Origin of the sequence: Streptomyces massasporeus, assembly GCF_014648995.1 — a bacterium.
GTDB classification, from domain to species: Bacteria; Actinomycetota; Actinomycetes; order Streptomycetales; family Streptomycetaceae; genus Streptomyces; species Streptomyces massasporeus.
Window position 1 is genome coordinate 162,879 of sequence record NZ_BMSE01000010.1, and the last position, 22,134, is coordinate 185,012.

Here is a 22,134-nt window from a genome sequence, read left to right on the forward strand (position 1 = left end):
GTGAAACCGGACCGAAACACCCACCGGTCCCCATCGGTAAGTTCTTTCCCAACTCATCAGATCTCCCTTCCCTCTGCTCAAAATCCTGTGATTGTGTGAGCCCGCCGCAAAGGGGTGCGGCACACGCACAAGGGCCTTCAGGGGCCTGGGGAGGGCAAAGCCGATGCGATCGGTTCGCATACGGATACTCGCGGGGCTGCTGGTCCTGGCCGCCGCGGGCGTGGGCGCCTGGCAGTTCCTGCCGTCGAAGGGCGACGGGAAGACCATCACGGTCGGCACGACGGACGGCGTCACCTCGCTCGACCCGGCCGGTGCCTACGACGCGGGCTCCTGGGCGCTGTTCAGCAACGTCTTCCAGTCGCTGCTGACGTTCGCGCCGGGCGGCACCGCCCCCGTGCCGGACGCGGCGAAGAGGTGCGCGTTCGCGCACGGCGACCTCACCGCGTACCGCTGCGAGCTGCGCGACGGCCTCACCTTCCCGAGCGGCCGGGCGATGGACGCCGAGGACGTGAAGTACTCCTTCGACCGGATCCTGAGGATCAAGGCCCCCGTCGGACCGGCCTCCCTGCTCGGCACGCTGGGCTCCGTGGACGCCGCCGGCATGACGGTCACCTTCCACCTGACCTCGCCGGACGCGACGTTCCCCTTCAAGGTGGCCACCGGCGCCGGCTCGATCGTCGACCACACCGCGTACCCGGCCGGCAAGCTGCGCGCCGACGCCGGCGTCGACGGCACGGGCCCCTACACCCTCACCTCGTACACGAAGGACCATGAAGCGGTCCTCGCGCCCAACCAGCACTACCGGGGTGCCGTCAGCGGCGCGGGCCGGCCCGTCGACCTGCGCTACTACGCGACCCCCCAGGCCCTGGACACCGCCTGGAAGGACAAGCAGGTCGACGTCGCGACCGACCAGCTGCCGCCCGGCGTCCTCGCCGGGCTCAATCCGAGCGATCCGGGCCAGCGCGTCTACGAGGCGGACGGCTCCGAGACCCGGAACCTGTACTTCAACACCCGCGCGGGCAAGCCGCTGCACGACCCGAAGGTCCGGCAGGCCATGGCCTGGCTGATCGACCGCGAGCAGCTGGCCGCCACCGTCTACGACGGCACCGTCGACCCGCTGTACTCCCTGATCCCGGCGGGCCTCACCGGGCACACCGCCTCGTTCTTCGACGACTACCCGAAACCGGACCCGAAGAAGGCCCGGCAGCTCCTCACCCGGGCCGGCGTCAGCCTGCCCGTGCACTTCACCTACGGCTACGCCAAGGGCCGCGGCGCCGGTGAGCAGGAGGCGGCCGAGATCAAGAAGGAACTGGAGGCGAGCGGCCTGTTCAAGGTCACCCTCCAGGGCTACGAGTGGACCGCCTTCCAGAAGCAGTGGGCGAGCGGAAAGCTCGACGCGTACGCCGTCGGCTGGGTCGCCGACTTCCCCGACCCGGACACCTTCGGCGCCGCGCTCGTCGGCACCGGCAGCGCCATGAACACCGGCTACAGCAGCAAGACCGTCGACCGGCTCATCAAGGACAGCCGGCGCTTCGCCGAGCGGACCGAGGCCGACCAGGACTTCCGCTCGGTGCAGCAGACCGTCGCCGAGGACGTCCCGGTGCTGCCGCTGTGGCAGGCCAAGGAATACGTCGTCACCACCGAGGACGTCGGCGGCGGCCAGTACCTGTCGGACGGCACGGGCGTGTTCCGCCTGTGGAGCCTCACCGACCTCTGACCGACCTCTGACGACTCAGGAGTCGGAGCGCCGCCGGGCCGCCGGGTCGGGGATGGCGTTCGTCATGCCCGGCAGGAACTCCGTGAACAGCTCGTGCACCTCGCGCACGAGCGGCCGCAGCACCCGGAAGCGGGCCAGGGCGACGCCCCGCGCGGTGAGCCGGGCGCCGCGTTCGGCCAGCCGGTAGCTGCGCTCGCGCCCCTCGGTACGGTCGAAGATCCAGTACAGGACCAGCCCCATCTGGGACAGCCACATCAACTCGGGGAGGATGTCCCGCAGTTCCTCGGGCACCTTCGTCTTCGTGGCCCCGGCGAGCACCTCCCGGTGGACGCTGATGGCCTCCTCGCGCGCGTGCTCCGACTCGGGCGAGAAGGGGCTGAGCGGGCTGTCCGGGTCGGCGGCGTTCTTGAAGAACTGCACCGCGAACTCGTGGTACGGCGCGGCGATGTCCAGCCAGGCCCGCAGCACCCCCGCCAGACGGGTCTCCAGGTCGCGCTCCCGGTCCAGGATCTCCCGGACCGCCACCTGGTGCTCGGCGGCGATCCGGTCGTAGAAGCCCTGGATCAGGTGCTCCTTGCCCGCGAAGTAGTAGTACGCGTTGCCGACGGAGACCCCTGCCTCCTTGGCGATGGCCCGCATCGTTGTCTTGTCGTAGCCGCGCTCCTGGAACAGCCGCATGGCCGTCTCCAGGATCAGGGCGCGGGTCTGCTCGGACTTGGTGGGGGTGGCGCCGTCGTCGGGGCCGTCGTTCTTCGCGGGCACGGAAAGAGAGCCTAACGTCAGCACGGGTGCGGCTACCGAGGGGCGCAGGTGCCGTCGGCGCAGCCGGGCGCGGTGTAGGACCAGCCGCTGCCGGGGTCGTACGACCAGCCGTCCGCGCGCCGGTACACCTGGCCGCCCCACTGCGTGCCGCCGCGCTGCCCCCGGTGCGCCTGCGCCCCGCGCCACTTGGCGGCGGCGAGTACCGCGCCCTTGGCCAGCAGGGCGCCGGACGGGGTGCTCAGCCGGTGGGCGAGCGGCCGGTGTTCGCGCAGCGCCCACAGGGTGACCACCCAGGCGGCGGGGCCCCGGTAGACCTGCCCGGCGTCGCCGACGACGGTGATCTCGTCGAGGGTGGCGCCGTGGTCGAGGCCGGGAAAGCGCCGCCGGGCCTCCTCGGAGGCGGCCGGGACCGGCTCCAGCGGCACCAGCTGGGGCTGCCGCAGGAGCCAGTCGCGCAGGAACGCGCACAGGGAGCACTCGGCGTCGTACAGGACGGTGAGCCGGCGGACCGGTGCGGGTGCGTTCATGCCGGTCGCGTTCGTGCTGGTGGCGTTCACGTGGGCCTCCTCCGCTCAGGCCTGCGCCTGCGGGGCCACCCAGCCCTGCGGCGGCACCGGGGGCACCTGCTCCCGCTCCATGGCGCCCCGGCGCCGGATCCGGTTGAGCACGTAGACGTTGGCCAGGTGCATCACGCCGAGCACCAGCAGCACCACGCCGAGCTTGGTCGACAGGGCCTCGAAGATGCCGCGGGCGTCGGTGATGGTCTCGTCGTCGCTCAGGTACAGCGCGACGAACCCGAGGTTGACGAGGTAGAAGCCGACCACCAGGAGGTGGTTGACGGCGTCGGCGAGCTTCTCGTTGCCGTGCAGCACGTCGGCGAGGAAGACCCTCCCGTTGTGGCTGAGCGTGCGGGCCACCCAGACGGTCAGACCGATGCTGACCAGCAGGTAGATGACGTAGGCGATGACCGTGCGGTCCATAGCCCCACCCTTCTTGAACACGTTCAAAACGCTGTCGGGGATGACTGTAGACCTACTTTTGAACATGTTCAACACAAGGGCCCGGGGTGATTGTCAGTGGTGCCTCGTACGGTCGTCGGCATGGGAATCGTGACGTTCGTCGACGAGACGACGGCGGGGGAGCGGCGCACGGCCTGGGGGCTGGAGATCGCCGAAGAACGGCTGACCGTACGGGAACTGATCCGGCGCCGGGTGTTCCAGGAGGTCGCGGAGTACAACGCCCGCACGCCGGAGGTGTTCCACGGGCTCGTGCAGCCCGAGGACACCGAGCGCGTGCTGAACGGCTACGCGGTGCGCACGCCCCGCCGCATCGACCCCGAGACGCAGACGGCCCTGGCCGAGCGGTCCTTCGCGGGGAACGGCTTCCTGGTGCTCGTGGGGGACCGTCAGGTCACCGACCCGGACGAGGAGATCGAGCTGACGCTCGGCACCGAGGTCACCTTCCTGAAGCTCGTCCCCCTGGTCGGTGGCTGATGACCTCCTTCCGCACGCCCCGGTCCCACACGGACCGGCTGCGCAACAGGATCGCCGACGGCGACATCGGCCGGGTCGCCGACGAGGCGCTGCGCGTCATGGACTCCTGCCGCGGCGCCTGGGGCGCGGGCTGGGAGAAGACACTCGACCAGCTCCGGTCCCTGCCGGCCGAGGACCGCCGCGCCCTGCTGCACGCCCTGGCCGACCGCTTCCACCGGGCCGGTGACGACACCGAGGCCCGCTGCCGCCACCTCGCCCTGTGCACCCTGGTCGCCGAGGGCCTCGACGGCGCGGAGCGGCTCGCCGACGATCCGCTGGCCGCCGAGCGCCGCAAGGCCCTGGACGACCTCGCCCGCTGCCAGTCCTTCTGGTACGTGGCCCGCTTCGAGGTCCTGGTCCGGGCCGAACTGGCTGCGGGCCGCCCCCTTCCGGCGCCCGTCGTGGCCGTGGTCCGCCGCGCGGCCCTGGACGCCTACCGCGCGGCCGACCTCGTCGCGCTGGCCCGGCAGCTCGACGACCCCGTCCTCAACGTCGGCGAGGCCTGGGCGGAACAGGCCCTGAGCGATGCCGGGACCTCCGACTGGCAGGCCCTCCTGGCCCACGTCCTCACCGCCACGGCCTCCAAGCCCACGGCCAAGTGGGACAAGGGGGCCCGCGCCCTGCTGGACACCCTCGGCACCGACCGCGTCCGCGAAACGGTCCTGTCCTGGCTCGCCCTCGTCGGCCGCCCCCGCACCCTCCCCCTGGAGCGCCAGGAGTGGGAGCCGGACATCAACAACGCCTACGACCCGTACAACGCGACGGCCCTGCGCGGACTGGCCTGGCTCCTCTCCCTGCTGCCCGCCCACACCGGCACGGTCCGGGCGCTGGGCGCGCTGGTCGAGACCTCGCTGAAGAAGGTCGCGGGCCTCGGCCCCCGCAACCCGAAGGTCGCCAACGCCGGTGTCATCGCGCTGGCCCGTATCGACTCCGAGCCGGCCCTGGCCGAACTCGCCCGGCTGGCCACCCGCGTGACGTACAAGAACACGGCCAAGCTCCTCGACACGGCCCTCGAGGCCCGGGCTTCCGCGCTCGGCCTCAGCCGCGAGGAGATCGAGGAACTGGCGATCCCGGCGTACGGCCTGACGGACATCGGCCGCGCCGAACACCCCCTGGGTGAGGCGACGGCACTCCTCGAAATCCGCGGCTCACGGGCCGTGCTGAGCTGGCGCAACGCCGCCGGCAAGCCGGTCAAGACCGTGCCGGCGGCCGTGAAGCGCGACCACCCGGACGAACTGAAGGACCTCAAGACGGCGGTCAAGGACATCGACAAGATGCTCTCGGCGCAGAGCGAGCGCCTGGACCGCCAGTTCCTGGCCCGCCGCACCTGGCCCTACGCCACGTGGCGCGAGCGCTACCTCGACCACCCGCTGGTCGGCACCCTGGCCCGCCGCCTGCTGTGGACGATCGACGGCACCGCGGCCGGATACGCGGACGGCGAGCTGCGAACGCCGGCCGACGAACCTCTGACGGAGGGCGACCGGGTCGAGCTCTGGCACCCGGCCGGCCGCGAACCCGCAGAGATCGTCGCCTGGCGCGACTGGCTGGAGCGGCACGGCATCACCCAGCCGTTCAAACAGGCCCACCGCGAGATCTACCTGCTCACGGACGCCGAGCGCGCCACCGGCACCTACTCCAACCGCTTCGCGGCCCACGTCCTGCGCCAGCACCAGTTCCACTCCCTGGCCGCGATCCGCGGCTGGCACAACAAGCTCCGCCTGTGCGTCGACGACTCCGCCCCGCCCGCCACCCGCGCGCTGCCCCAGTGGGGCCTGCGCGCCGAGTACTGGATCGAGGGCGACGGCCAGGACTACGGCGTCGACACCACCGACTCCGGCAGCTATCTGCGCCTGCGCACCGACCAGGTCCGCTTCTACCCGATCGACGCCCCGCAGAACTCGGCCCACTGCTCCGGCGGCGAATACGCCATGTGGCTCGGCCCCGGCCAGGATCCCGTCGCCCCGGTCCCCCTCGCGGACCTCCCGCCCCTGGTCCTCTCCGAAGTCCTGCGCGACGTCGACCTGTTCGTCGGCGTGGCCAGCATCGGCAACGACCCGACCTGGCAGGACGGCGGCCCCGACGGCCGCTTCCGCGAGTACTGGACGTCGTACGGCTTCGGCGAACTGAACGCGAGCGCCGAGACCCGCCGCACGCTGCTCGACCGCCTGATACCCCGCCTGGCCATCGCGGACCGCTGCACCCTGGAGGGCCGCTTCCTCCACGTCCGCGGCGACCGCCACGCCTACAAGATCCACCTGGGCTCGGGCAACATCCTCATGACCCCGAACGACCAGTACCTCTGCATCGTCCCGAAGTCCGCCCCGACGACCCCGGGGACGGGCTACCTCCCCTACGAGGGCGACCGCATGCTGTCGGTCATCCTCAGCAAGGCGATGATGCTGGCGGCGGACACGAAGATCACGGATCCTTCGATCCTGAGTCAGCTGTGAAGGGTGGTCTTCCTCCTCGATTCAGGCCGTGCAGCCCTCCACCCGCCGCGAACTCAGGGCAATGTCGTCCATCCGCACCTCGTACGACGACGGGCTCGGGTCGGCCTGGTACAGCTGCCAGCCCAGCTTGAGCCGGTCGAAGGACGGGAAGACGAACGGGTCCGACGTGCCGCCGTGCCGGTCGGTGGAGACGGTCAGGTCGGGCTGGGGTACCCCGTCGAAGTAGACGGTGACGCGGTTGTCGGTGGCGTCCAGGTGGAACTCGACGCACTGCCACGTGCCGGCCGTCGCCGGGGCCGAGGTCTTCCAGGAGGTCCAGTCCCCGGTCGGCCCGAGGTCGGAGCCGACACCCCAGAAGTTGCCCCGGTCGGTGGGGGCGTACTGCCCGCCGAGCGGCCGGACGAGCGTGGGGGAGTCGGAACCGGATGCCTCCGCGAGGGTCCAGTGCGCCCAGTCGGCGGCCGTCGGGAAGGCGTCCACGCGCAGCCGCAGCCGGGCCCAGAAGCTGTTGCCGGGCGGCTTGAGGCCGGGGAAGACGAGGAAGGCGCGGCCGTTGCCCTCCGTGCGGATGCGGAGTTCGCGCCCGTGACCGGACGACGAACGGGCGATCGTCAGCGTGCCGTGGGACGTGTCGGTGGTCCACCCGCGGCCTTCGGTGACCGGGCCGAGAGGAAGGCGGTCGAAGGTCTCGCGTGCGAGGACCGGGGAGGGACTTGCCGAGGCGGTGGGGGATACCGGCAGCAGCGTGGCGGCCGTGGCCACGAGCGCGACGGCGGCTTTCCTCAGGGGCGTCATGGGCGTCAGTCTGGCCACACCCGGCCACATCAGTCACAGGAGCCCTACGACGGGTGGCCGGAACCGGCCTGAATCTGGCCGGTTCCGGGGCCCCGCGACTCAGTCGCTCGTCCTCGGCTGGCCGGCCTTGAGGATCTCGGTCACGTCGAGGGTCACCTTGGCGCCGATGGAGTCGGGGAGGGTGACGAGCTCGCCGGGGGCGTGCGGGCGGTGGTTCTCGTAGCCGCTTCCCGCCGGGTCGGTCAGGACGTGGAGGCGTTGGTGCTTGCGGTCCACGATGACGTAGACCGGGACCTTCGCCTCGGCGTAGGCGGCGACCTTCGTCTTCAGGTCGTTCTTCCAATTTGTGGAGGTGACCTCCAGCACCAGGCGGAAGCAGACAGGTTCGTAGGCGTTGTTCTCGACGTGGTGGTCCTCGAAATCGGCGTCCACGACCGCGAGGTCGGGGATGGCGTAGTCCTCCGGCTCCATGGGCAGCCAAAGACCGACGCCCTGAAGGACCTCGGTTTCGCCTCCATCCAGTTCGGCTGCCATGAAGGGACGCATGAGCTTGGTCAGCGCGCGAGCATGGGCGCCGTCAGGGGACGAGGTCACGAGGAGATGGCCTCCGATGATCTCGACGCGGTAGCCCGGATGGCGCTCCATGATCTCGTCGGCGATGGTCGTGAGGGTGACCGGCTCTTCGTCGTGGAAGGGCTGCTCGACGGAAGCTGCGGACATCAGGTGCCTCCTGGGAACTGGTGTCGAGAGCATCATCGTAGGCCGGACGACGTCCGTGCAGCCCGTTCCGCTGCGTTCACCCGATGGTGTGGCATATGCCAGAGGGCCCCGTCTCCAGCGGAAACGGGGCCCTCAGGTGCAAGCGGTCGAGCTCAGAAGCGGCGCGTGATCAGCGCCCGCTTCACCTCCGCGATCGCCTTCGTGACCTCGATGCCACGCGGGCACGCGTCGGTGCAGTTGAAGGTCGTGCGGCAGCGCCACACGCCGTCGCGGTCGTTGAGGATCTCCAGGCGCTGCTCCCCGGCCTCGTCGCGCGAGTCGAAGATGAAACGGTGCGCGTTGACGATGGCGGCCGGGCCGAAGTACTGGCCGTCGTTCCAGAAGACCGGGCACGACGTGGTGCAGGCCGCGCAGAGGATGCACTTCGTCGTGTCGTCGAAGCGCTCGCGGTCCTCGGCCGTCTGGAAACGCTCACGCGTCGGCTCGTTCGTGTCCTTCGTGATGAGGAAGGGCATGACGTCGCGGTACGCCTGGAAGAACGGCTCCATGTCGACCACGAGGTCCTTCAGGACCGTGAGGCCCTTGATGGCCTCGACCGTGATCGGCTTCTCGGGGTTGATGTCCTTGATCAGCGTCTTGCAGGCAAGGCGGTTCTTGCCGTTGATCCGCATCGCGTCCGAGCCGCAGATGCCGTGGGCGCAGGAGCGGCGGAAGGTCAGCGTGCCGTCCAGGTCCCACTTGATCTTGTGGAGGGCGTCGAGGACACGCTCCTTGGGGTCGATCTCCACCTGGAAGTCTTCCCACACCGCCTCCGCCGCGACCTCCGGGTTGAACCGGCGGATGCGGAAGGTGACCGTGATGTAGGGGGAGTCGGCGAAACCGGGCTCGGGCTTGCCGGCCGCGTCTTCCTTGTCCAGAACAGGGGTAGCCATCAGTACTTACGCTCCATCGGCTGGTAGCGGGTCTGGACGACCGGCTTGTAGTCGAGACGGACGGTTTCGGAGCCGTCGGCGCCGACCTCGCGGTACGCCATGGTGTGCCGCATGAAGTTGACGTCGTCACGGTTCGGGTAGTCCTCGCGGTAGTGACCGCCGCGGGACTCCTTGCGGGCGAGCGCGGAGACGGCCATGACCTCGGCGAGGTCGAGCAGGTTGCCCAGCTCGACGGCCTCCAGCAGGTCCGTGTTGAACCGCTTGCCCTTGTCCTGGATCGACACGTTCCGGTAGCGCTCGCGCAGCTCCGCGATCTTCTCGACCGCCGTCTTGATCGTCTGCTCGGTGCGGAACACCATGACGTTGGCGTCCATGGTCTCCTGCAGCTCACGCCGCAGCTCCGCCACCCGCTCGGTGCCGGTGGCGTCGCGCAGCCGCTCCACCTGCTCGACCACGAGCTCCGCCGGGTTCTCCGGCAGCTCGACGAACTCCGCCTTCTGCGCGTACTCGGCGGCGGCGATGCCCGCGCGCTTGCCGAAGACGTTGATGTCCAGCAGCGAGTTCGTGCCGAGGCGGTTCGCGCCGTGCACGGAGACGCAGGCGACCTCGCCGGCCGCGTACAGGCCCGGGACCACCGTGGTGTTGTCCGCCAGGACCTCACCCTCGACGTTGGTCGGGATGCCGCCCATGGCGTAGTGCGCGGTGGGCTGGATCGGGATCGGGTCCGTGTAGGGCTCGATACCGAGGTAGGTGCGCGCGAACTCCGTGATGTCCGGGAGCTTCGCGTCCAGCTGCTCCGGCGGGAGGTGCGTGAGGTCGAGGTAGACGTGGTCGCCCTCGGGGCCACAGCCACGGCCTTCGCGGATCTCCGTGTAGATGGAGCGGGACACGACGTCACGGGACGCGAGGTCCTTCATGACCGGCGCGTACTTCTCCATGAAGCGCTCGCCGTCCTTGTTGCGGAGGATGCCGCCCTCACCACGGGCGCCCTCCGTCAGCAGGATGCCCATGCGCCAGATGCCGGTCGGGTGGAACTGGAAGAACTCCATGTCCTCCAGCGGCAGCCCGCGGCGGTAGACCGCGGCCTGGCCGTCACCGGTCAGCGTGTGGGCGTTCGACGTCACCTTGAAGAACTTGCCGCAGCCGCCGGACGCGTAGACCACGGACTTCGCCTGGAAGACGTGGATCTCGCCGGTGGCGAGTTCGTACGCCACGACGCCCGCCGACTTCTTGACGCCGTCGACCTCGGTGATCAGCTGGTCCAGGACGTAGAACTCGTTGTAGAACTCCACGCCCTCCTTGACGCAGTTCTGGTACAGCGTCTGGAGGATCATGTGGCCGGTGCGGTCGGCCGCGTAGCAGGAACGGCGGACCGGGGCCTCGCCGTGGTTGCGGCTGTGACCGCCGAAGCGGCGCTGGTCGATCGTGCCGTTCGGGGTGCGGTTGAACGGCAGGCCCATCTTCTCCAGGTCGAGGACGGAGTCGATGGCCTCCTTCGCCAGGATCTCGGCGGCGTCCTGGTCGACCAGGTAGTCACCGCCCTTGACCGTGTCGAAGGTGTGCCACTCCCAGTTGTCCTCCTCCACGTTGGCGAGCGCGGCGGCCATGCCGCCCTGCGCGGCGCCCGTGTGGGAGCGGGTCGGGTACAGCTTGGTCAGCACGGCGGTGCGGCTGCGCTTCGTGGACTCGATGGCCGCGCGCATGCCCGCGCCACCGGCGCCGACGATGACGGTGTCGTACTTGTGGATCTTCATGATTCTCGCAACCCCGTGCCTAGCGGATGTTCGGGTCGAAGGTGAAGATCACCAGCGTGCCCAGCAGGATGGTGAACACCGTGGCGGTGTAAAGCAGGCCCTTGAGCCACAGCCGGGTGTTCGCGCGCTCCGCGTAGTCGTTGATGACCGTGCGCAGGCCGTTGGCGCCGTGCAGCATGGCGAGCCACAGCATCAGCAGGTCCCAGACCTGCCAGAACGGGGACGCCCAGCGGCCCGCCACGAAGGCGAAGCCGATCTTGGAGACGCCGCCGTCCAGCACGAGCTGGATCAGCAGGTGGCCGAGGACCAGGACGACCAGCACGACGCCGGACAGGCGCATGAACAGCCAGGCGGCGAGCTCGAAGTTGCCCCGGGTGGTCTTCGGGGTCTTCTTGGTGCGCTGGCGCGGGGCCTCGATGAAGGGCGCCGGGTTGTCGACGGTATAGACGGCTCCGCCCTCGACGGGGCCGACGCCGGCAGCGGTCTTGTCAGTCGTGGACATGTGCGTCAGCTCCCGAAGAGTTCACGAGCGGCGTGACCGAGGACGGGGTAGATGGCCCCGAGCATCAGCACGACCCACAGGGCGACGACGGTCCAGAGCATCTGCTTCTGGTAGCGGGCGCCCTTGATCCAGAAGTCGACAGCGATGACGCGCAGGCCGTTGAGCGCGTGAAAGAGGATGGCGGCGACGAGGCCGTACTCCAGCAGCGCGACGATCGGCGTCTTGTACGTGGCCACGACGGTGTCGTAGGCCTCCGGGGACACACGGACGAGGGCGGTGTCCAGCACGTGAACGAACAGGAAGAAGAAGATGAGGACGCCGGTGACTCGGTGAGCCACCCAGGACCACATTCCTTCCCGGCCGCGGTACAGCGTTCCAGCCGGCACGGAAGTTTCCTCCGGGAGCGGGGATTGGGGCCGCGCCGGCTTGGTGTGTCGGTCGGGCCCGGCCGGGTACGGTCCACCGGCCCCCAGCATCGTAGCGATGCGTTGCGGCCGGGCTGCGCCGGGGTCTGGCTGTGTGATCAAACTGGCATGCGTACGGGCTAGCGGAGACGGCTTCTGGGGTGGGGTGTCCTGTTATCGGCCGGGTGCGGGTGTGCTGTGGTTGTTCGCGCAGTTCCCCGCGCCCCTGAGGGCGCTGACCAGCCGCCCGCCCGCCAGGCGCCGGAGTTCGTCGGCCACGACCACCCGCTCTTCTTCCGGATCGTTCGTCAATCGTGACCGGATGGCTTCGAGGAGGCGGTCCAGGGTCTCGGACGGGGACACCCCGTCCAGGCAGATGACGAACACGTGTCCGAAGCGGGCCTCGTAGGCGGCGTGGGCCGCGCTGAGGGCGGTGTGGGCGGCGGCGTAGGTGTCCGGCGGGAGGGCGGGCAGGGGCTCGGCCGCCAGCGCTTCGGTGAGGTCGGGCCAGCCGAGGTCGTAGGCCGCCTCGTCCGCCGCGGCCAGCAGGGAGTCCAGGTCCGGGTAGGGGCGATGGTCCGCGACACGCCCGGCCCAGCGGTGGCTGCGCAGGCAGGAGAGGAGGGCCTGCTCCAGGTCCTCCTCGGAGGCTGCGTTGAAGTGCTCCACCGGTATGGCCAGCTGGTCGGGGAGATCTGGGAGACGGTGCGCAGGCAGCGTGGGTCCTCGTGGGCGTCACGTGTGTCGGCAGGGCAAGTTGTGAGAGATGTGACGTCACGCTATCGAGTACGACCACGGCGTGTCCGAAGGATGCCTGAATTTCACCCGGGAGGGAGAGCTTCGGAACGCGTGGTGGACGCGCGCCGAGCCGCCCCGGGTTTTAGGTTGGCCGTGTGAGTCAGCACAGGCGCCGGACTTCGGCGAAGCAGGAGAAACAACGGCAGGTGCTGGTCGTGGCCATGGCTGTAGCCCTGGTCGTGGTCGCGGCCGGGGTGAGTCTTGGGCTCTGGGCGGCCTCGGGCGACGGCGGGTCCACCGGCTCGGAGGCCAGATCCTCGTCCGGGGCCACCGCGGCGGCGCCCCCGGACAGGGCGCCGGAAGCGGCCCCCACCCCCAGCCCGACCCGCTCCTACCCCCTGTCCGAGACGCCCCGCACCATCCCCGCCGTGCGGGACCACGAGCCGGCGCGCGGACCGGGCTGGCAGCCCGAGAAGGGCAACCGGGTGGTCGTGGACGACCCGGCGCTGGCCGACGAGGGACGGCTGGTCGCCGGCGAGCTGGGGATGACGTACGCGGGCGAGAAGGGCGACAAGAAGGCCGGGGACCTGCGGCTGGCGCTGAACGCTGACAAGGGCGCGAACCCGGAGTCGTACACGATGACCGTGCGCGACGGGCGGGTGGAGATCGACGGGCCCACCGACACGGGGGTCTTCTACGGCACCCGCACGCTCAAGCAGGAGACGCACGAGGGCGGCACGGCGCCCGAGGGCGTCGTGAAGGACGCGCCGGCCAAGCCGCAGCGCGGGTTCATGCTGGACATCGCCCGCAAGAACTTCACGGCCGACTGGATCGAGGACCGGGTCCGGGAACTGGGCGACCTGAAGTACAACGAGCTGGGGCTGCACTTCTCCGACGACCAGGGGTTCCGGATCGAGTCCGACACGCAGCCGGAGATCGTGTCCCAGCCGCATCTGACCAAGGCGCAGGTGCGGAAGATCATCGACCTCGCGGAGAGCCGGCACATCACCGTCGTGCCCGAGATCGACTCGCCCGGGCACCTGGGCGCGGTCCTCCGCGCCCACCCCGACCTGCAGCTGCGCACCGCACAGGGGTCGGCGGTGCAGGGCGCCATCGACATCTCCAAGCCCGAGAGCGCCGAGATCGTCGACGAGCTGCTGAACGAGTACGCGGAGCTCTTCCCCGGCAAGCCCTGGCACCTCGGGGCCGACGAGTACCAGGCGCTGGTCCGCTCCGACCCGGAGGCGTCGTTCCCGCAGCTGGCCGCGGCCGCCCAGGAGAAGTACGGCTCCGGCGCGACGGTCGCCGACCTGACGACGGGCTGGCTGAACGACCGGGCCGACACTGTCCGGGGGCACCAGCGCGTACCGCGCGCCTGGAACGACGGCTTCTTCCGCGGCACGTCCGTCGAGCCCGCCAAGGACATCCAGGTCGCCTACTGGACCGGCAAGGAGATCGGCGCCCGGGAGCCCCTGGAGTACCTCCAGGCGGGCCGCAGGGTGATCAACTACAACGACGAGTTCCTGTACTACGTGCTCGGCGAGCCGCAGACCTTCGTGTACCCGACGGGGCAGCGGATCTACGAGCAGTGGACGCCGCGGGTGCTGCGCGGCACCGCGGCCGTGCCGGCGCGCTACGACGGCCAGATCCTCGGCGGGACCTTCGCCGTCTGGTGCGACCTGGCGAACTCCCAGACGCAGGACCAGGTGGCGGCCGGGATCCGGATGCCGCTGCGGGCGACCGTCCAGAAGCTGTGGGATTCGGGCGAGCCCGAGCTGACCTGGGCGCAGTTCCGGGCGCTGGCGGACAGGCTCGGCTGACCGGCACGAATTGGCGCATACGGCTGCGAACTCCCGTACGGCTGTGGTGGTCTTCTGGCGAGGAGCATCGAATATGCCGGGGGGAACCGGGACATGGGCTACTGGGGATACTTCGTCGTGGGCCGGGGGGAACGGCCGCTGCCGGAGCTGGAGGCGCTGGCGGGGGCCGCGGGCGGCCTGACGCAGCGCGCCTCGGCACCGGGCGGATGGCAGGTGTGGGAGTACCCGAGCAGCGACGGCGACATCGGGAACATGAACGCCCTCGCCCGGGAGACCGGGGCGCCCGCGCTCTTCGGGTACGTCATGAACAGCGAGTGCGTGGTGCTGGAGGCCGCGGCCCCGGAGAGCGGGGCGTGGACGACCTGCCTCGCGCGCTCGGCCATGGCCGGGTACGTGGGGGCGGGCCGGGAGGGCCTCACGCTGGAGGACTACTTCCTGGAACCGGGTGACGCCGCCGAGCGCGCCGTGCGCTGGGCCGCCGAGGCCGGGTACGAGGTGAACGCCGACGCCCTCGTGGACGTACTGACGTCAGACCCTGATCTTCCCCCACTCTCGGCTTCGCTCGAGCGGGGGGACCCTCTGGCCGAAAACCTCTTGTTCCGCTTCCTCGACCGACTGGGTGTGGTGCCCCTGTGACACTCCGGGGCCGTTGCACGCAGTAAGGGGAAGTGCGGGTTCCGTAAGGGGTGAAGGCCGGCAGTGGCCTGATCGGGCCCCGGAGAAGGCCCGCGGAGGGAGGCGTGGATGAGCCTGGTGGAGTTGATCGCACAGGCCGACGAGCGCGGGCTGGCCGCGAGCGGGCTGGCTTGTTTGGATCGGTGCGTGCCCCTGCTGGGCGGCGACGACGAGATCCTGCGGCCCGTATGGGCGAGCCTCAGCGACGGCGCGGGCGCCGGCGAGTGGGGCGAGCGGCTGGAGCAGGCGCGCGGCAAGCTGGACGCGGCCGGCGCCGGGGACGAGGCGGCCGCGCTCGCCCACCGGATGCTCGAGGCCGCGCCCGCCGAGCGGTCCGCCGCGGAAGTCCGGGTGTGGGCCGACGCCTGTTCCGTCGCCTCTCTCCAGATCCACCGGCTCCTGGACACCGCCGAGGACGAGGCCTCGTCCGTCGACTCCCGCCGCGAGGGCCGCACGGACGGCATGTCCCCCCTCGTCGCCGCCGAACTACGCCGCCAGATCACCGTCCTGGAGGTCCTCGCCGGACACGGCCCGGCCGGGCTGCGCCGGGCGCTGGAGGTGTCGGTCGAGGGGCGCCGGGTGCTGCGCGCGGTGGTGTCCCGCCGGAGTCGGCTACAGGGCTGAGGGGGAGTGAGCCCGGAAGGCCCCTAAACCCGCTTCCTGGAAGAGTCCTGTGACTGTCCCTTGGGCGAGGTGGGGCGGTCCTGCGCTGCTTCGGGGAAGCCGCCGATTCCGGGTGACGAAACGCTTCGCCGCAGCGCTTTCCGGGATGTGACGACTCAAGCGGAGACCAGGCCATCGGCGGCTGCGAAGCCGCTGCGATGGGCGGCGGACACAGTGGCGACGATGCGCGAGGGAGCACGGCTGCGCCTCGACTACTCGGCGCAGAGCCTGTGGAGCATCGACCGGATGATCGAGGGGATACGGCGGGAGGGCGCGCCCGACGCCGCCGTCCAGGAGGTGTTGCGGGGCTTCGGCGCCTACGCCGGTGAGGTGATGGCGCGTCAGTCCGGCGCCGAGTGGTGGGCGACCGGCGGCGACCACTGGATCCGCACCCCCGACGGGCGCCTGTGGGACCCCATCGAGGAGGCGCGCCGCTGCTACGCCGGCCACGGATCGCTGCGGCTGCTGTGCCGGGACGCGGTGAGCACCGGGTCCCGGCGGTAGCGTCAGCGTCCGAGCACGCCCTCGGCGACGTCCTCGTTCTCGTCCCCGTCCAGGAGCCCCGGCGGCTCCGCGGCGGGCTCGGCCGACGTGCCGGCGTTCGCGGCCAGGGTGCGGATCTCGGGCAGGTCGTCGTAGAGGTGCTGCCCGGGACACTCGGTCGGGTAGCCGTCGCGGTGGCCGGAGATGCGGTGGAACGTCACCTTCTGGCCCAGCTTGTACTTGCCGTTGTCGGCACCGGAGGTCAGCACGGTCGTCCCGGTCGGGTCGATGCCGTAGAGGCCGAGCTTCCACGCCGCGACCTTCGCCACCGACGCGCGCACCGCGGCGTTCGTGGCCGCCGTGGAGTAGTCGCCGAGCACCGAGACGCTGCTGGTGGCGGTGTTGAACCCGTAGGTGTGCGCGCCGAGGACGGGCTTGTCGACGCCGCCCGCACGGCCCTCGAAGACCGTGCCGCACTTGTCGACGAGGAAGTGGTAGCCGATGTCGTTCCAGCCGTTGCTCTGCACGTGGTAGAGGAAGACGCCGCGCACGATCGACGCCGACTGGGAGCAGGTGTAGTCGTTGGTGCCCGCCGTGTGGTGGACGAACATCGCCTTGGTGTCGCCGGTGTAGGTCGGCGGGTCCTTCACCAGGGACTCGTCCGCGCCCCAGGCGGAGCGCGAGGTCATGGCGGGACGCTCGGCCGACTGCGGACCGGCGGCCGGCGGGACGACGTCCGGGTCGACGGCCGCGGTGTGCACGGCGTCCGACCCGGCCTCGGGGTCGACCAGTTCGACGCGCAGCCCTTCCGGCAGGCGCGAGCCCGCGACACGCACCTGGACGCCGTCCGAGGGCCCGGTCCACAGGGGCTGGGTGCTGCCGCGCACCCCGGCCCGGTCGCGGTCGGGGCCGGACTCGGGCGTACGGCTGTCGGCCTCCAGGGGGCGCCACGTGCTCCACGCGCCGCTCTCCCGGGAGCGGGTGCGCACCTGGACGGTGCCGTCCAGGGCCTCGTCCGGGCCGTCCCAGGTGACGCCGATCAGGCTGAACGGCTCGGTGGTGCGCGGGGCGAGGGACCGGTCGTGGGGGTCCCCGTCCGGCACCCGGACGGTGTGTACACCGTCCGAGGAGGTGGCCCGGGCGGGCTGGGTCAGTCCGAGTGTGCCGAGGGCCAGGGCGGTGGCGACGGCGGTGCGCAGGAGGCGGGGTGTCATACGGCGCTCGCCTTTCGTGGGCGGTGGCATCGCGAGCAGAGGTCCCCGGTACGTCACTTGGCCGAAACCTCCGCGGGGCCGGGCTCCCGAGGACGGCGGGCCGGGTTGACCCGAACGGTCGCGGTCGTCCGGCGCCTGACGCGCTGTGACACTTCCGCGCGGACCGGCGCTGATGACCGTGGGAGGGCGCGCACTCGGCACGGACGAGGACGGTACTTGGGTCAGGGAACGGAACCCCGGCGCGGGCAGGCGTACGACGGGGAACTGGGCGCGGCCGTCGCGCGGGCCCAGCAGGGTGACGAGGCGGCCTTCGCGGTCGCCTACCGCTTCGTGCAGCCCGGGCTGCTCGGCTATCTGCGCGGCCTGGTCGGGGACGACGCGGAGGACGTGGCGTCCGACGCCTGGCTGGAGATCGCCCGGGACCTCGGGCGGTTCCGGGGCGACGGGGCCGGCTTCCGCGGCTGGACGGCGACCATCGCCCGGCACCGGGCGCTGGACCACCTGCGCCGGCAGCGGGTACGGCCCCGGTCGTCCGCGCTGGAGCAGGACGTCCTGGACCTGCCGGGACCGCAGAGCACGCACGACCAGGCGCTGGAGGCCATCTCCACCGAGCACGCCCTGGAGCTGGTCCGGGGCCTGCCGCGCGACCAGGCCGAGGCCGTGCTGCTGCGTGTCGTGGTCGGCCTCGACGGCCCGGCCGCGGCGCGGGTTCTGGGCAAGCGGCCGGGCGCGGTGCGCACGGCTGCATACCGGGGCCTGAAACGCCTCGCCGGGCAGCTGGGCGCGGAGAGTGTGACGGATGAGGCTCCCCGGACGCTGGGTGAGTCGACGTAGCGGAACCGGCGGTTTCGCGTGCGGCCCGGTCGGGTCGCGCGGAGTCGGCGCCCTGAACAGGGCGGAGCGGCGGGACGTACTGGGGCCCGGTGGGCCGGCCGGCGCCGCCGGGGCAGACGGATCGATCGGATCGAGCAGGGACGGAAACGGACATGGGTGAACGGCAGAGCGACGGCGGGCTGTCCGGCCGTGGTTCCCGGCACGCCCTCCTCGACGCCGACGTCGAGGCGCTGATCGTCGCCTCCCTCATCCGGGACGGTGTCGACGCCGAGGCCGAACAGCGGGCCGTGACCGCCTTCCGGGCCGCCCGGGACGCCGGGGCCCTGCGCACCCGCACCCGCCGCCGGGACGACTGGCGTGCCCGGGAACGGCGGCACCTGGGCCGGTCCCTGAAGACGACGCTCTCCGTGCTGCTCGCCAGTCTCACGCTGGGCGGTGTCGCCGTGGCGGCGATCGGCGCGGCGGGATCGCCGGAGGAGGGCACGAACAACGCCCCCGAGCGCAAGTCCGCCCCGAGCAGCGCCCCGCGCGACCCGTCGGAGCAGCCGTCCCGCGACGGCCACAGCCCCACCCCCGGCACCGGCCCCTCCCCGGACCGGCCGTCCCCCGCCCAGGACACCGAGGCGCACTGCCGCGCCTACGATCAGGTCGGCCGGCGCGGCAAGGCCATGGAGGCGACGTCCTGGCAGCGGCTGGTGGCCGCCGCGGGCGGTGAGAGGTACGTCACGGCGTACTGCGCCGAACAGCTGGACGAGCCGGAGCGCGGCAGCGGTGGGTCCGGGAACGGCGGTTCCGCCAAGGGCGACGGCACACCCGCCGCACGCAGCGGCACGGGCAACGCGTCGGACAACGGCTCGGACAAGGGCTCGAACAGCGGCTCGGACAAGAGCCGCAGCGAGAGCAAGCGCTCCCAGCCCAACGGCCGTCACCAGTAAGGGATTCCGCGAGCACCGGCCGTCACGGCCGGCCGATCGCCCGGGCCCGCCGGGGCCCGCCTTGGCAACGGCCGAGGCCGCCACCCCCCACAGGAGAGGCCCCGGCCGTCGCGCGGCACGGGCCGCGCGGCGGCCCGTACTTCCTACAGCGCCCAGTGTGCGTTTTCTGTCACACCCCGCTGCGTCACGGCTTAGTTGCATCTCGGGCGGACATGGACGGGGCATGGTTTCAGGTCGTAACGTGCCATTCGCGCCAACAGCGAAGGCGGCGAGACCACCGCAACCACCTGCGGGCTTGTGGCCGCAACCACCAAATGAGCAACCACGACGGCGAGAACCCGGTCCGCGAGAGCGGCACCGGTCGAGGCGCAGAAGGGCGCGCGGTGCTGGGGGACGACGCGGAGCTGACCGCCGCGGTGCGCGCGGCACAGGACGGAGACGAAAACGCGTTCCGGACTGTGTACCGCACCGTGCATCCGCGGCTGCTCGGGTACGTACGGACGCTGGTCGGCGACCCCGACGCCGAGGACGTGGCGTCCGAGGCGTGGCTTCAGATAGCCCGCGATTTGGAGCGGTTCACCGGCGACGCGGACCGGTTCCGCGGCTGGGCCGCCCGGATCGCCCGCAACCGCGCGCTGGACCACATACGCATGCGCGGGCGCCGGCCCGCGATCGGCGGTGACGAGACCGAGCTGACCGGTCGTGCCGCCGAGTCGGACACCGCCGGCGAGGCCATCGAGGCGCTCGCCACCGACGGCGCGTTCTCCCTGATCTCCCGGCTGCCGCAGGACCAGGCCGAAGCGGTCGTGCTGCGCGTGGTGGTGGGGCTCGACGCGAAGACCGCCGCCGAGACGCTCGGCAAGCGCCCGGGCGCGGTCCGTACGGCGGCGCACCGGGGTCTGAAGCGGCTCGCCGAACTGCTCGGCGACGACCCGAAGGCCGATCCGGAATCGGCCGGAGTGCTCGACGCCCTGCCGCCCCAGCGAGAACCGCGTGGCGGTGCCGTGACGTCCGCAGGTGTGACGCATAGCGTTGCGCGGACGCAGAAGGATGTGTGATGGCCGACGAGCAGTACAGGTGGCTGGACCGCGAAACGGCGGAGCGTTTGCTGAGCGGAGAGCCACCCGGAGCTGTCGAAGGCGCCGGCCGGGACCAGGCCGAACACCTCGCCAGGACCCTCGGCGCACTGTCCGCCACACCCCCGCTGACCAGCGATGAACTCCCCGGCGAGGCCGCAGCGATGGCCGCTTTCCGCAAAGCCCGCGCGGAACGCGCCGACGCGGCCGCGGCCTTGGCGGCCACCGGCGGCAACGACGCGGCCGGCGTCCCCGACGCCGGGCTGGTCCGGATCGGAACCCCCGGCGACTGCGGCACCGGCACCTCCCGGCCGCCCCGCTGGGCTCGTCCCGCGCGCCTCGCCCTGGCCGCCGTGCTGGCGGTCGGCATGGTCGGCGGGGTGGCTCTCGCGGCCGGAACCGGAGCCCTGAGGTCACCGTTCGGCGGTGACGAGCCCAACCCCGGCGCCTCCGTCTCGGCCTCCGTCACCCATCCCGAACGCCCGCTGGTGTCGCCGTCGCCGAGCGACGCCGTGCAGGGCGGCTCCACCCCCGACGACGCCCCGGGCGGCTCGTCGAAGGGCGGGGCGGGCGGCCAGGGCCGGGACGAGAAGCGCGACGACGCGGCCCCGAAGCCGGAGGACCGGAAGGACGGCTCCGGCGTTCACCGCGGGGAGATCACCGCGGCCTGCCGCGGCCTCCGCGACGGCAAGCGGCTGGATCCCGACCGCAGGCGTGCCCTGCGGGACGCGGCGAACGGCCTCCGGGTGGGGAAGTACTGCAAGGGCGTCCTGTCCTCGGCCGCCCCCCGCTCCGGTGGGCGCGGGAGCGACGACCACGCGGACAAGGGCCGGCACCAGGGCAAAGGCTCCGGCCGGGACCGCAACCAGGACGGCAACCAGGACCGCAAGCAGGACCGGAAGCAGGACAAGGCCGAGCGGAAGGGCGACCGCAAGGCCGAGAAGCGCGCCGAGAAGAAGGACGACGACGATGACGGCGCGGACCGCGGCGGCTTCCGGACCTCTCTCGCACCGCTGCGACCTGCGGTTTCGCACTCCCTGAAAATCTTCTGGCCGACGGTGTGACGTTTTCGGCCGCCCCGGCGCAGTAATGAGTGAGCCGACTGGTCATCGGCCGTCGCACAGAGCCGGGGTTCCCCCCGTACCTACGGCTCGTGCACCTGAGCGCGGGCGGGACACGTTCCCCCGGTCCCGCCCGCGCCCCTAATTCCCTCTCCCGCCGTCACCAGGACACGACGACCCTGTCGCCGTTGCGGACCTGCGCGAACAGCTCCGCGATCGCCTGCTCGTCCCGTACGTTGACGCAGCCGTGCGAGCCGCCCGCGTAGCCCCGGGCGGCGAAGTCCGCCGAGAAGTGCACGGCCTGGCCGCCGCTGAAGAACATCGCGTAGGGCATGGGCGAGTCGTAGAGCGTCGAGACGTGGTCGCGGGACTTCCAGTAGACGGAGAAGACGCCCTCCCGGGTCGGCGTGCCCTGCGAGCCGAAGCGGACCGCCATCGTCGACACCGTCCGTCCGTCGATCATCCAGCGCAGCGTCCTGCTGGTCTTGTCGATGCACAGCACCCGGCCGGTCCGGCAGCGCGGGTCCGGCGGGTCGGCCTGCTGGCCGCCCATCAGGTAGAGGTCCCACCGGCCCGGCTCGCGCGTCATGCGCACCAGTCGCTGCCAGGTGACGGCGTCGGTCTTCCCGGTGCGCGGCAGCCCGCGCTTGCCCTGGAAGCCGCTGACCGCCCGCTCCGTCTGTTCGCCGTACGTCCCGGTCGGCCCCTCGAACAGCCAGGCGACCTGCCGCAGCCGGGCCTGGAGCTCCCGGACGTCCCGGCCGGTGTCACCGCGGGACCACAGCACGCGGGGCGGGGCGGGAGCGGCGGGCTTGTCGTCGTCCGGTGCGGGCGTGGCGCTCGGCGTGTCGCCGCCCCCGGCGGGCGTGCGGTCCGGGGCCGGGGTCTCGCTGGGCAGCTCGATGTGCACCGGCGAGCGGCGCTTCCCCTCGCCGTCGGGGGTCTGCACCGTGCAGCCGGTCAGCGCGGCCAGCACGGCGAGCCCCGCTACGAACGCTCTTCCCATGCCCGTGGTACGCACACGGCCCCCCGCTCGTCTCACCGATGTGCCCGGATGTCACCTGAGA

At 71.6% G+C, this 22,134-nt stretch carries 23 protein-coding genes; 11 read left to right on the forward strand and 12 right to left on the reverse strand.

Translation table 11 applies throughout. From position 1 onward, the window contains the following. Positions 1 to 163: 163 nt before the first annotated feature. Positions 164 to 1,717, forward strand: coding sequence for an ABC transporter substrate-binding protein (locus IE153_RS22640; RefSeq protein ID WP_189591653.1), 1,554 nt, complete (start codon positions 164 to 166; stop codon positions 1,715 to 1,717). 15 nt (positions 1,718 to 1,732) lie between these two features. On the opposite strand, the gene IE153_RS22645 is transcribed toward IE153_RS22640, so the two are convergent. Genes IE153_RS22645 through IE153_RS22655 form a run of 3 tightly spaced genes read right to left on the reverse strand, consistent with a single transcriptional unit; the run spans position 1,733 to position 3,459 of the window. Then, positions 1,733 to 2,479, reverse strand: a complete 747-nt coding sequence (locus tag IE153_RS22645; protein WP_031107867.1) for a TetR/AcrR family transcriptional regulator — start codon at positions 2,477 to 2,479, stop codon at positions 1,733 to 1,735. 32 nt (positions 2,480 to 2,511) lie between these two features. After that, complete coding sequence (locus IE153_RS22650) at positions 2,512 to 3,006, reverse strand: thiol-disulfide oxidoreductase DCC family protein (RefSeq protein ID WP_189591756.1); 495 nt, start codon at positions 3,004 to 3,006, stop codon at positions 2,512 to 2,514. Positions 3,007 to 3,051: 45 nt separating this feature from the next. Then, entirely contained in the window at positions 3,052 to 3,459 is a 408-nt protein-coding gene (locus IE153_RS22655; RefSeq protein ID WP_033311437.1) for a hypothetical protein, read from the reverse strand. A gap of 120 nt (positions 3,460 to 3,579) precedes the next feature. On the opposite strand from IE153_RS22655, the gene IE153_RS22660 reads away from it, so the two are divergent. After that, positions 3,580 to 3,972: a hypothetical protein gene (locus IE153_RS22660; RefSeq protein WP_189591654.1), complete on the forward strand. Its 393-nt coding sequence runs from the start codon at positions 3,580 to 3,582 to the stop codon at positions 3,970 to 3,972. Continuing rightward, on the forward strand, positions 3,972 to 6,461 hold the full coding sequence (locus IE153_RS22665) for a DUF4132 domain-containing protein (RefSeq protein WP_189591655.1): 2,490 nt from the start codon (positions 3,972 to 3,974) through the stop codon (positions 6,459 to 6,461). The genes IE153_RS22660 and IE153_RS22665 overlap by 1 nt, the downstream gene beginning before the upstream one ends. Before the next feature lie 21 nt (positions 6,462 to 6,482). Here IE153_RS22665 and IE153_RS22670 read toward each other — a convergent pair whose 3' ends face one another. From IE153_RS22670 to IE153_RS22700, 7 genes are all read right to left on the reverse strand, one after another. Continuing rightward, positions 6,483 to 7,256: a LamG-like jellyroll fold domain-containing protein gene (locus IE153_RS22670; protein ID WP_189591656.1), complete on the reverse strand. Its 774-nt coding sequence runs from the start codon at positions 7,254 to 7,256 to the stop codon at positions 6,483 to 6,485. A gap of 99 nt (positions 7,257 to 7,355) precedes the next feature. After that, complete coding sequence (locus IE153_RS22675) at positions 7,356 to 7,976, reverse strand: Uma2 family endonuclease (RefSeq protein WP_189591657.1); 621 nt, start codon at positions 7,974 to 7,976, stop codon at positions 7,356 to 7,358. 152 nt (positions 7,977 to 8,128) lie between these two features. Next, a complete protein-coding gene (locus IE153_RS22680; protein ID WP_031107859.1) occupies positions 8,129 to 8,908 on the reverse strand; it encodes a succinate dehydrogenase iron-sulfur subunit in 780 nt (259 codons plus the stop codon). Further along, a complete protein-coding gene (sdhA, locus tag IE153_RS22685; protein WP_189591658.1) occupies positions 8,908 to 10,662 on the reverse strand; it encodes a succinate dehydrogenase flavoprotein subunit in 1,755 nt (584 codons plus the stop codon). Before sdhA ends, IE153_RS22680 begins: the two co-directional genes overlap by 1 nt. Before the next feature lie 19 nt (positions 10,663 to 10,681). Beyond that, positions 10,682 to 11,164 carry a succinate dehydrogenase hydrophobic membrane anchor subunit gene (locus tag IE153_RS22690; protein ID WP_189591659.1) on the reverse strand — a complete coding sequence of 161 codons (483 nt, stop codon included), beginning with the start codon at positions 11,162 to 11,164 and terminating at the stop codon, positions 10,682 to 10,684. Between the two features lie 5 nt (positions 11,165 to 11,169). Further along, a complete protein-coding gene (gene sdhC, locus IE153_RS22695; RefSeq protein ID WP_031107855.1) occupies positions 11,170 to 11,550 on the reverse strand; it encodes a succinate dehydrogenase, cytochrome b556 subunit in 381 nt (126 codons plus the stop codon). A 192-nt stretch (positions 11,551 to 11,742) separates the two neighbouring features. Next, complete coding sequence (locus IE153_RS22700; protein WP_189591660.1) at positions 11,743 to 12,237, reverse strand: 2-oxo-4-hydroxy-4-carboxy-5-ureidoimidazoline decarboxylase; 495 nt, start codon at positions 12,235 to 12,237, stop codon at positions 11,743 to 11,745. Between the two features lie 290 nt (positions 12,238 to 12,527). Here IE153_RS22700 and IE153_RS22705 point away from each other — a divergent pair, with 290 nt between their 5' ends. The 4 genes from IE153_RS22705 (at position 12,528) to IE153_RS22720 (ending at position 15,968) form a co-directional block, all read left to right on the forward strand. Beyond that, complete coding sequence (locus tag IE153_RS22705; RefSeq protein ID WP_189591757.1) at positions 12,528 to 14,126, forward strand: beta-N-acetylhexosaminidase; 1,599 nt, start codon at positions 12,528 to 12,530, stop codon at positions 14,124 to 14,126. 93 nt (positions 14,127 to 14,219) lie between these two features. Beyond that, complete coding sequence (locus tag IE153_RS22710; RefSeq protein WP_189591661.1) at positions 14,220 to 14,762, forward strand: hypothetical protein; 543 nt, start codon at positions 14,220 to 14,222, stop codon at positions 14,760 to 14,762. Positions 14,763 to 14,870: 108 nt separating this feature from the next. Further along, positions 14,871 to 15,425, forward strand: coding sequence for a hypothetical protein (locus IE153_RS22715; protein WP_189591662.1), 555 nt, complete (start codon positions 14,871 to 14,873; stop codon positions 15,423 to 15,425). A 147-nt stretch (positions 15,426 to 15,572) separates the two neighbouring features. Then, positions 15,573 to 15,968 (forward strand): hypothetical protein, encoded by a 396-nt coding sequence (locus tag IE153_RS22720; protein ID WP_078885387.1) that lies wholly within the window; start codon positions 15,573 to 15,575, stop codon positions 15,966 to 15,968. A gap of 2 nt (positions 15,969 to 15,970) precedes the next feature. On the opposite strand, the gene IE153_RS22725 is transcribed toward IE153_RS22720, so the two are convergent. Beyond that, entirely contained in the window at positions 15,971 to 17,161 is a 1,191-nt protein-coding gene (locus IE153_RS22725) for an N-acetylmuramoyl-L-alanine amidase (RefSeq protein WP_189591663.1), read from the reverse strand. Positions 17,162 to 17,377: 216 nt separating this feature from the next. Between IE153_RS22725 and IE153_RS22730 the strand changes: the two genes are divergently transcribed. The 4 genes from IE153_RS22730 to IE153_RS22745 all read left to right on the forward strand — a co-directional run bounded on the left by IE153_RS22730 (position 17,378) and on the right by IE153_RS22745 (position 21,070). Further along, the gene (locus tag IE153_RS22730) at positions 17,378 to 17,995 is read left to right on the forward strand and encodes an RNA polymerase sigma factor (protein WP_189591664.1); all 618 of its coding nucleotides are present in this window, start codon (positions 17,378 to 17,380) and stop codon (positions 17,993 to 17,995) included. Between the two features lie 152 nt (positions 17,996 to 18,147). Beyond that, the gene (locus IE153_RS22735; RefSeq protein ID WP_189591665.1) at positions 18,148 to 18,930 is read left to right on the forward strand and encodes a hypothetical protein; all 783 of its coding nucleotides are present in this window, start codon (positions 18,148 to 18,150) and stop codon (positions 18,928 to 18,930) included. 383 nt (positions 18,931 to 19,313) lie between these two features. Then, the gene (locus IE153_RS22740; protein ID WP_189591758.1) at positions 19,314 to 19,988 is read left to right on the forward strand and encodes an RNA polymerase sigma factor; all 675 of its coding nucleotides are present in this window, start codon (positions 19,314 to 19,316) and stop codon (positions 19,986 to 19,988) included. Next, positions 19,988 to 21,070, forward strand: a complete 1,083-nt coding sequence (locus IE153_RS22745) for a hypothetical protein (protein ID WP_189591666.1) — start codon at positions 19,988 to 19,990, stop codon at positions 21,068 to 21,070. Before IE153_RS22740 ends, IE153_RS22745 begins: the two co-directional genes overlap by 1 nt. Positions 21,071 to 21,227: 157 nt before the next feature. On the opposite strand, the gene IE153_RS22750 is transcribed toward IE153_RS22745, so the two are convergent. Next, positions 21,228 to 22,073: a L,D-transpeptidase family protein gene (locus tag IE153_RS22750; RefSeq protein WP_189591667.1), complete on the reverse strand. Its 846-nt coding sequence runs from the start codon at positions 22,071 to 22,073 to the stop codon at positions 21,228 to 21,230. Between the last annotated feature and the right edge of the window lie 61 nt (positions 22,074 to 22,134).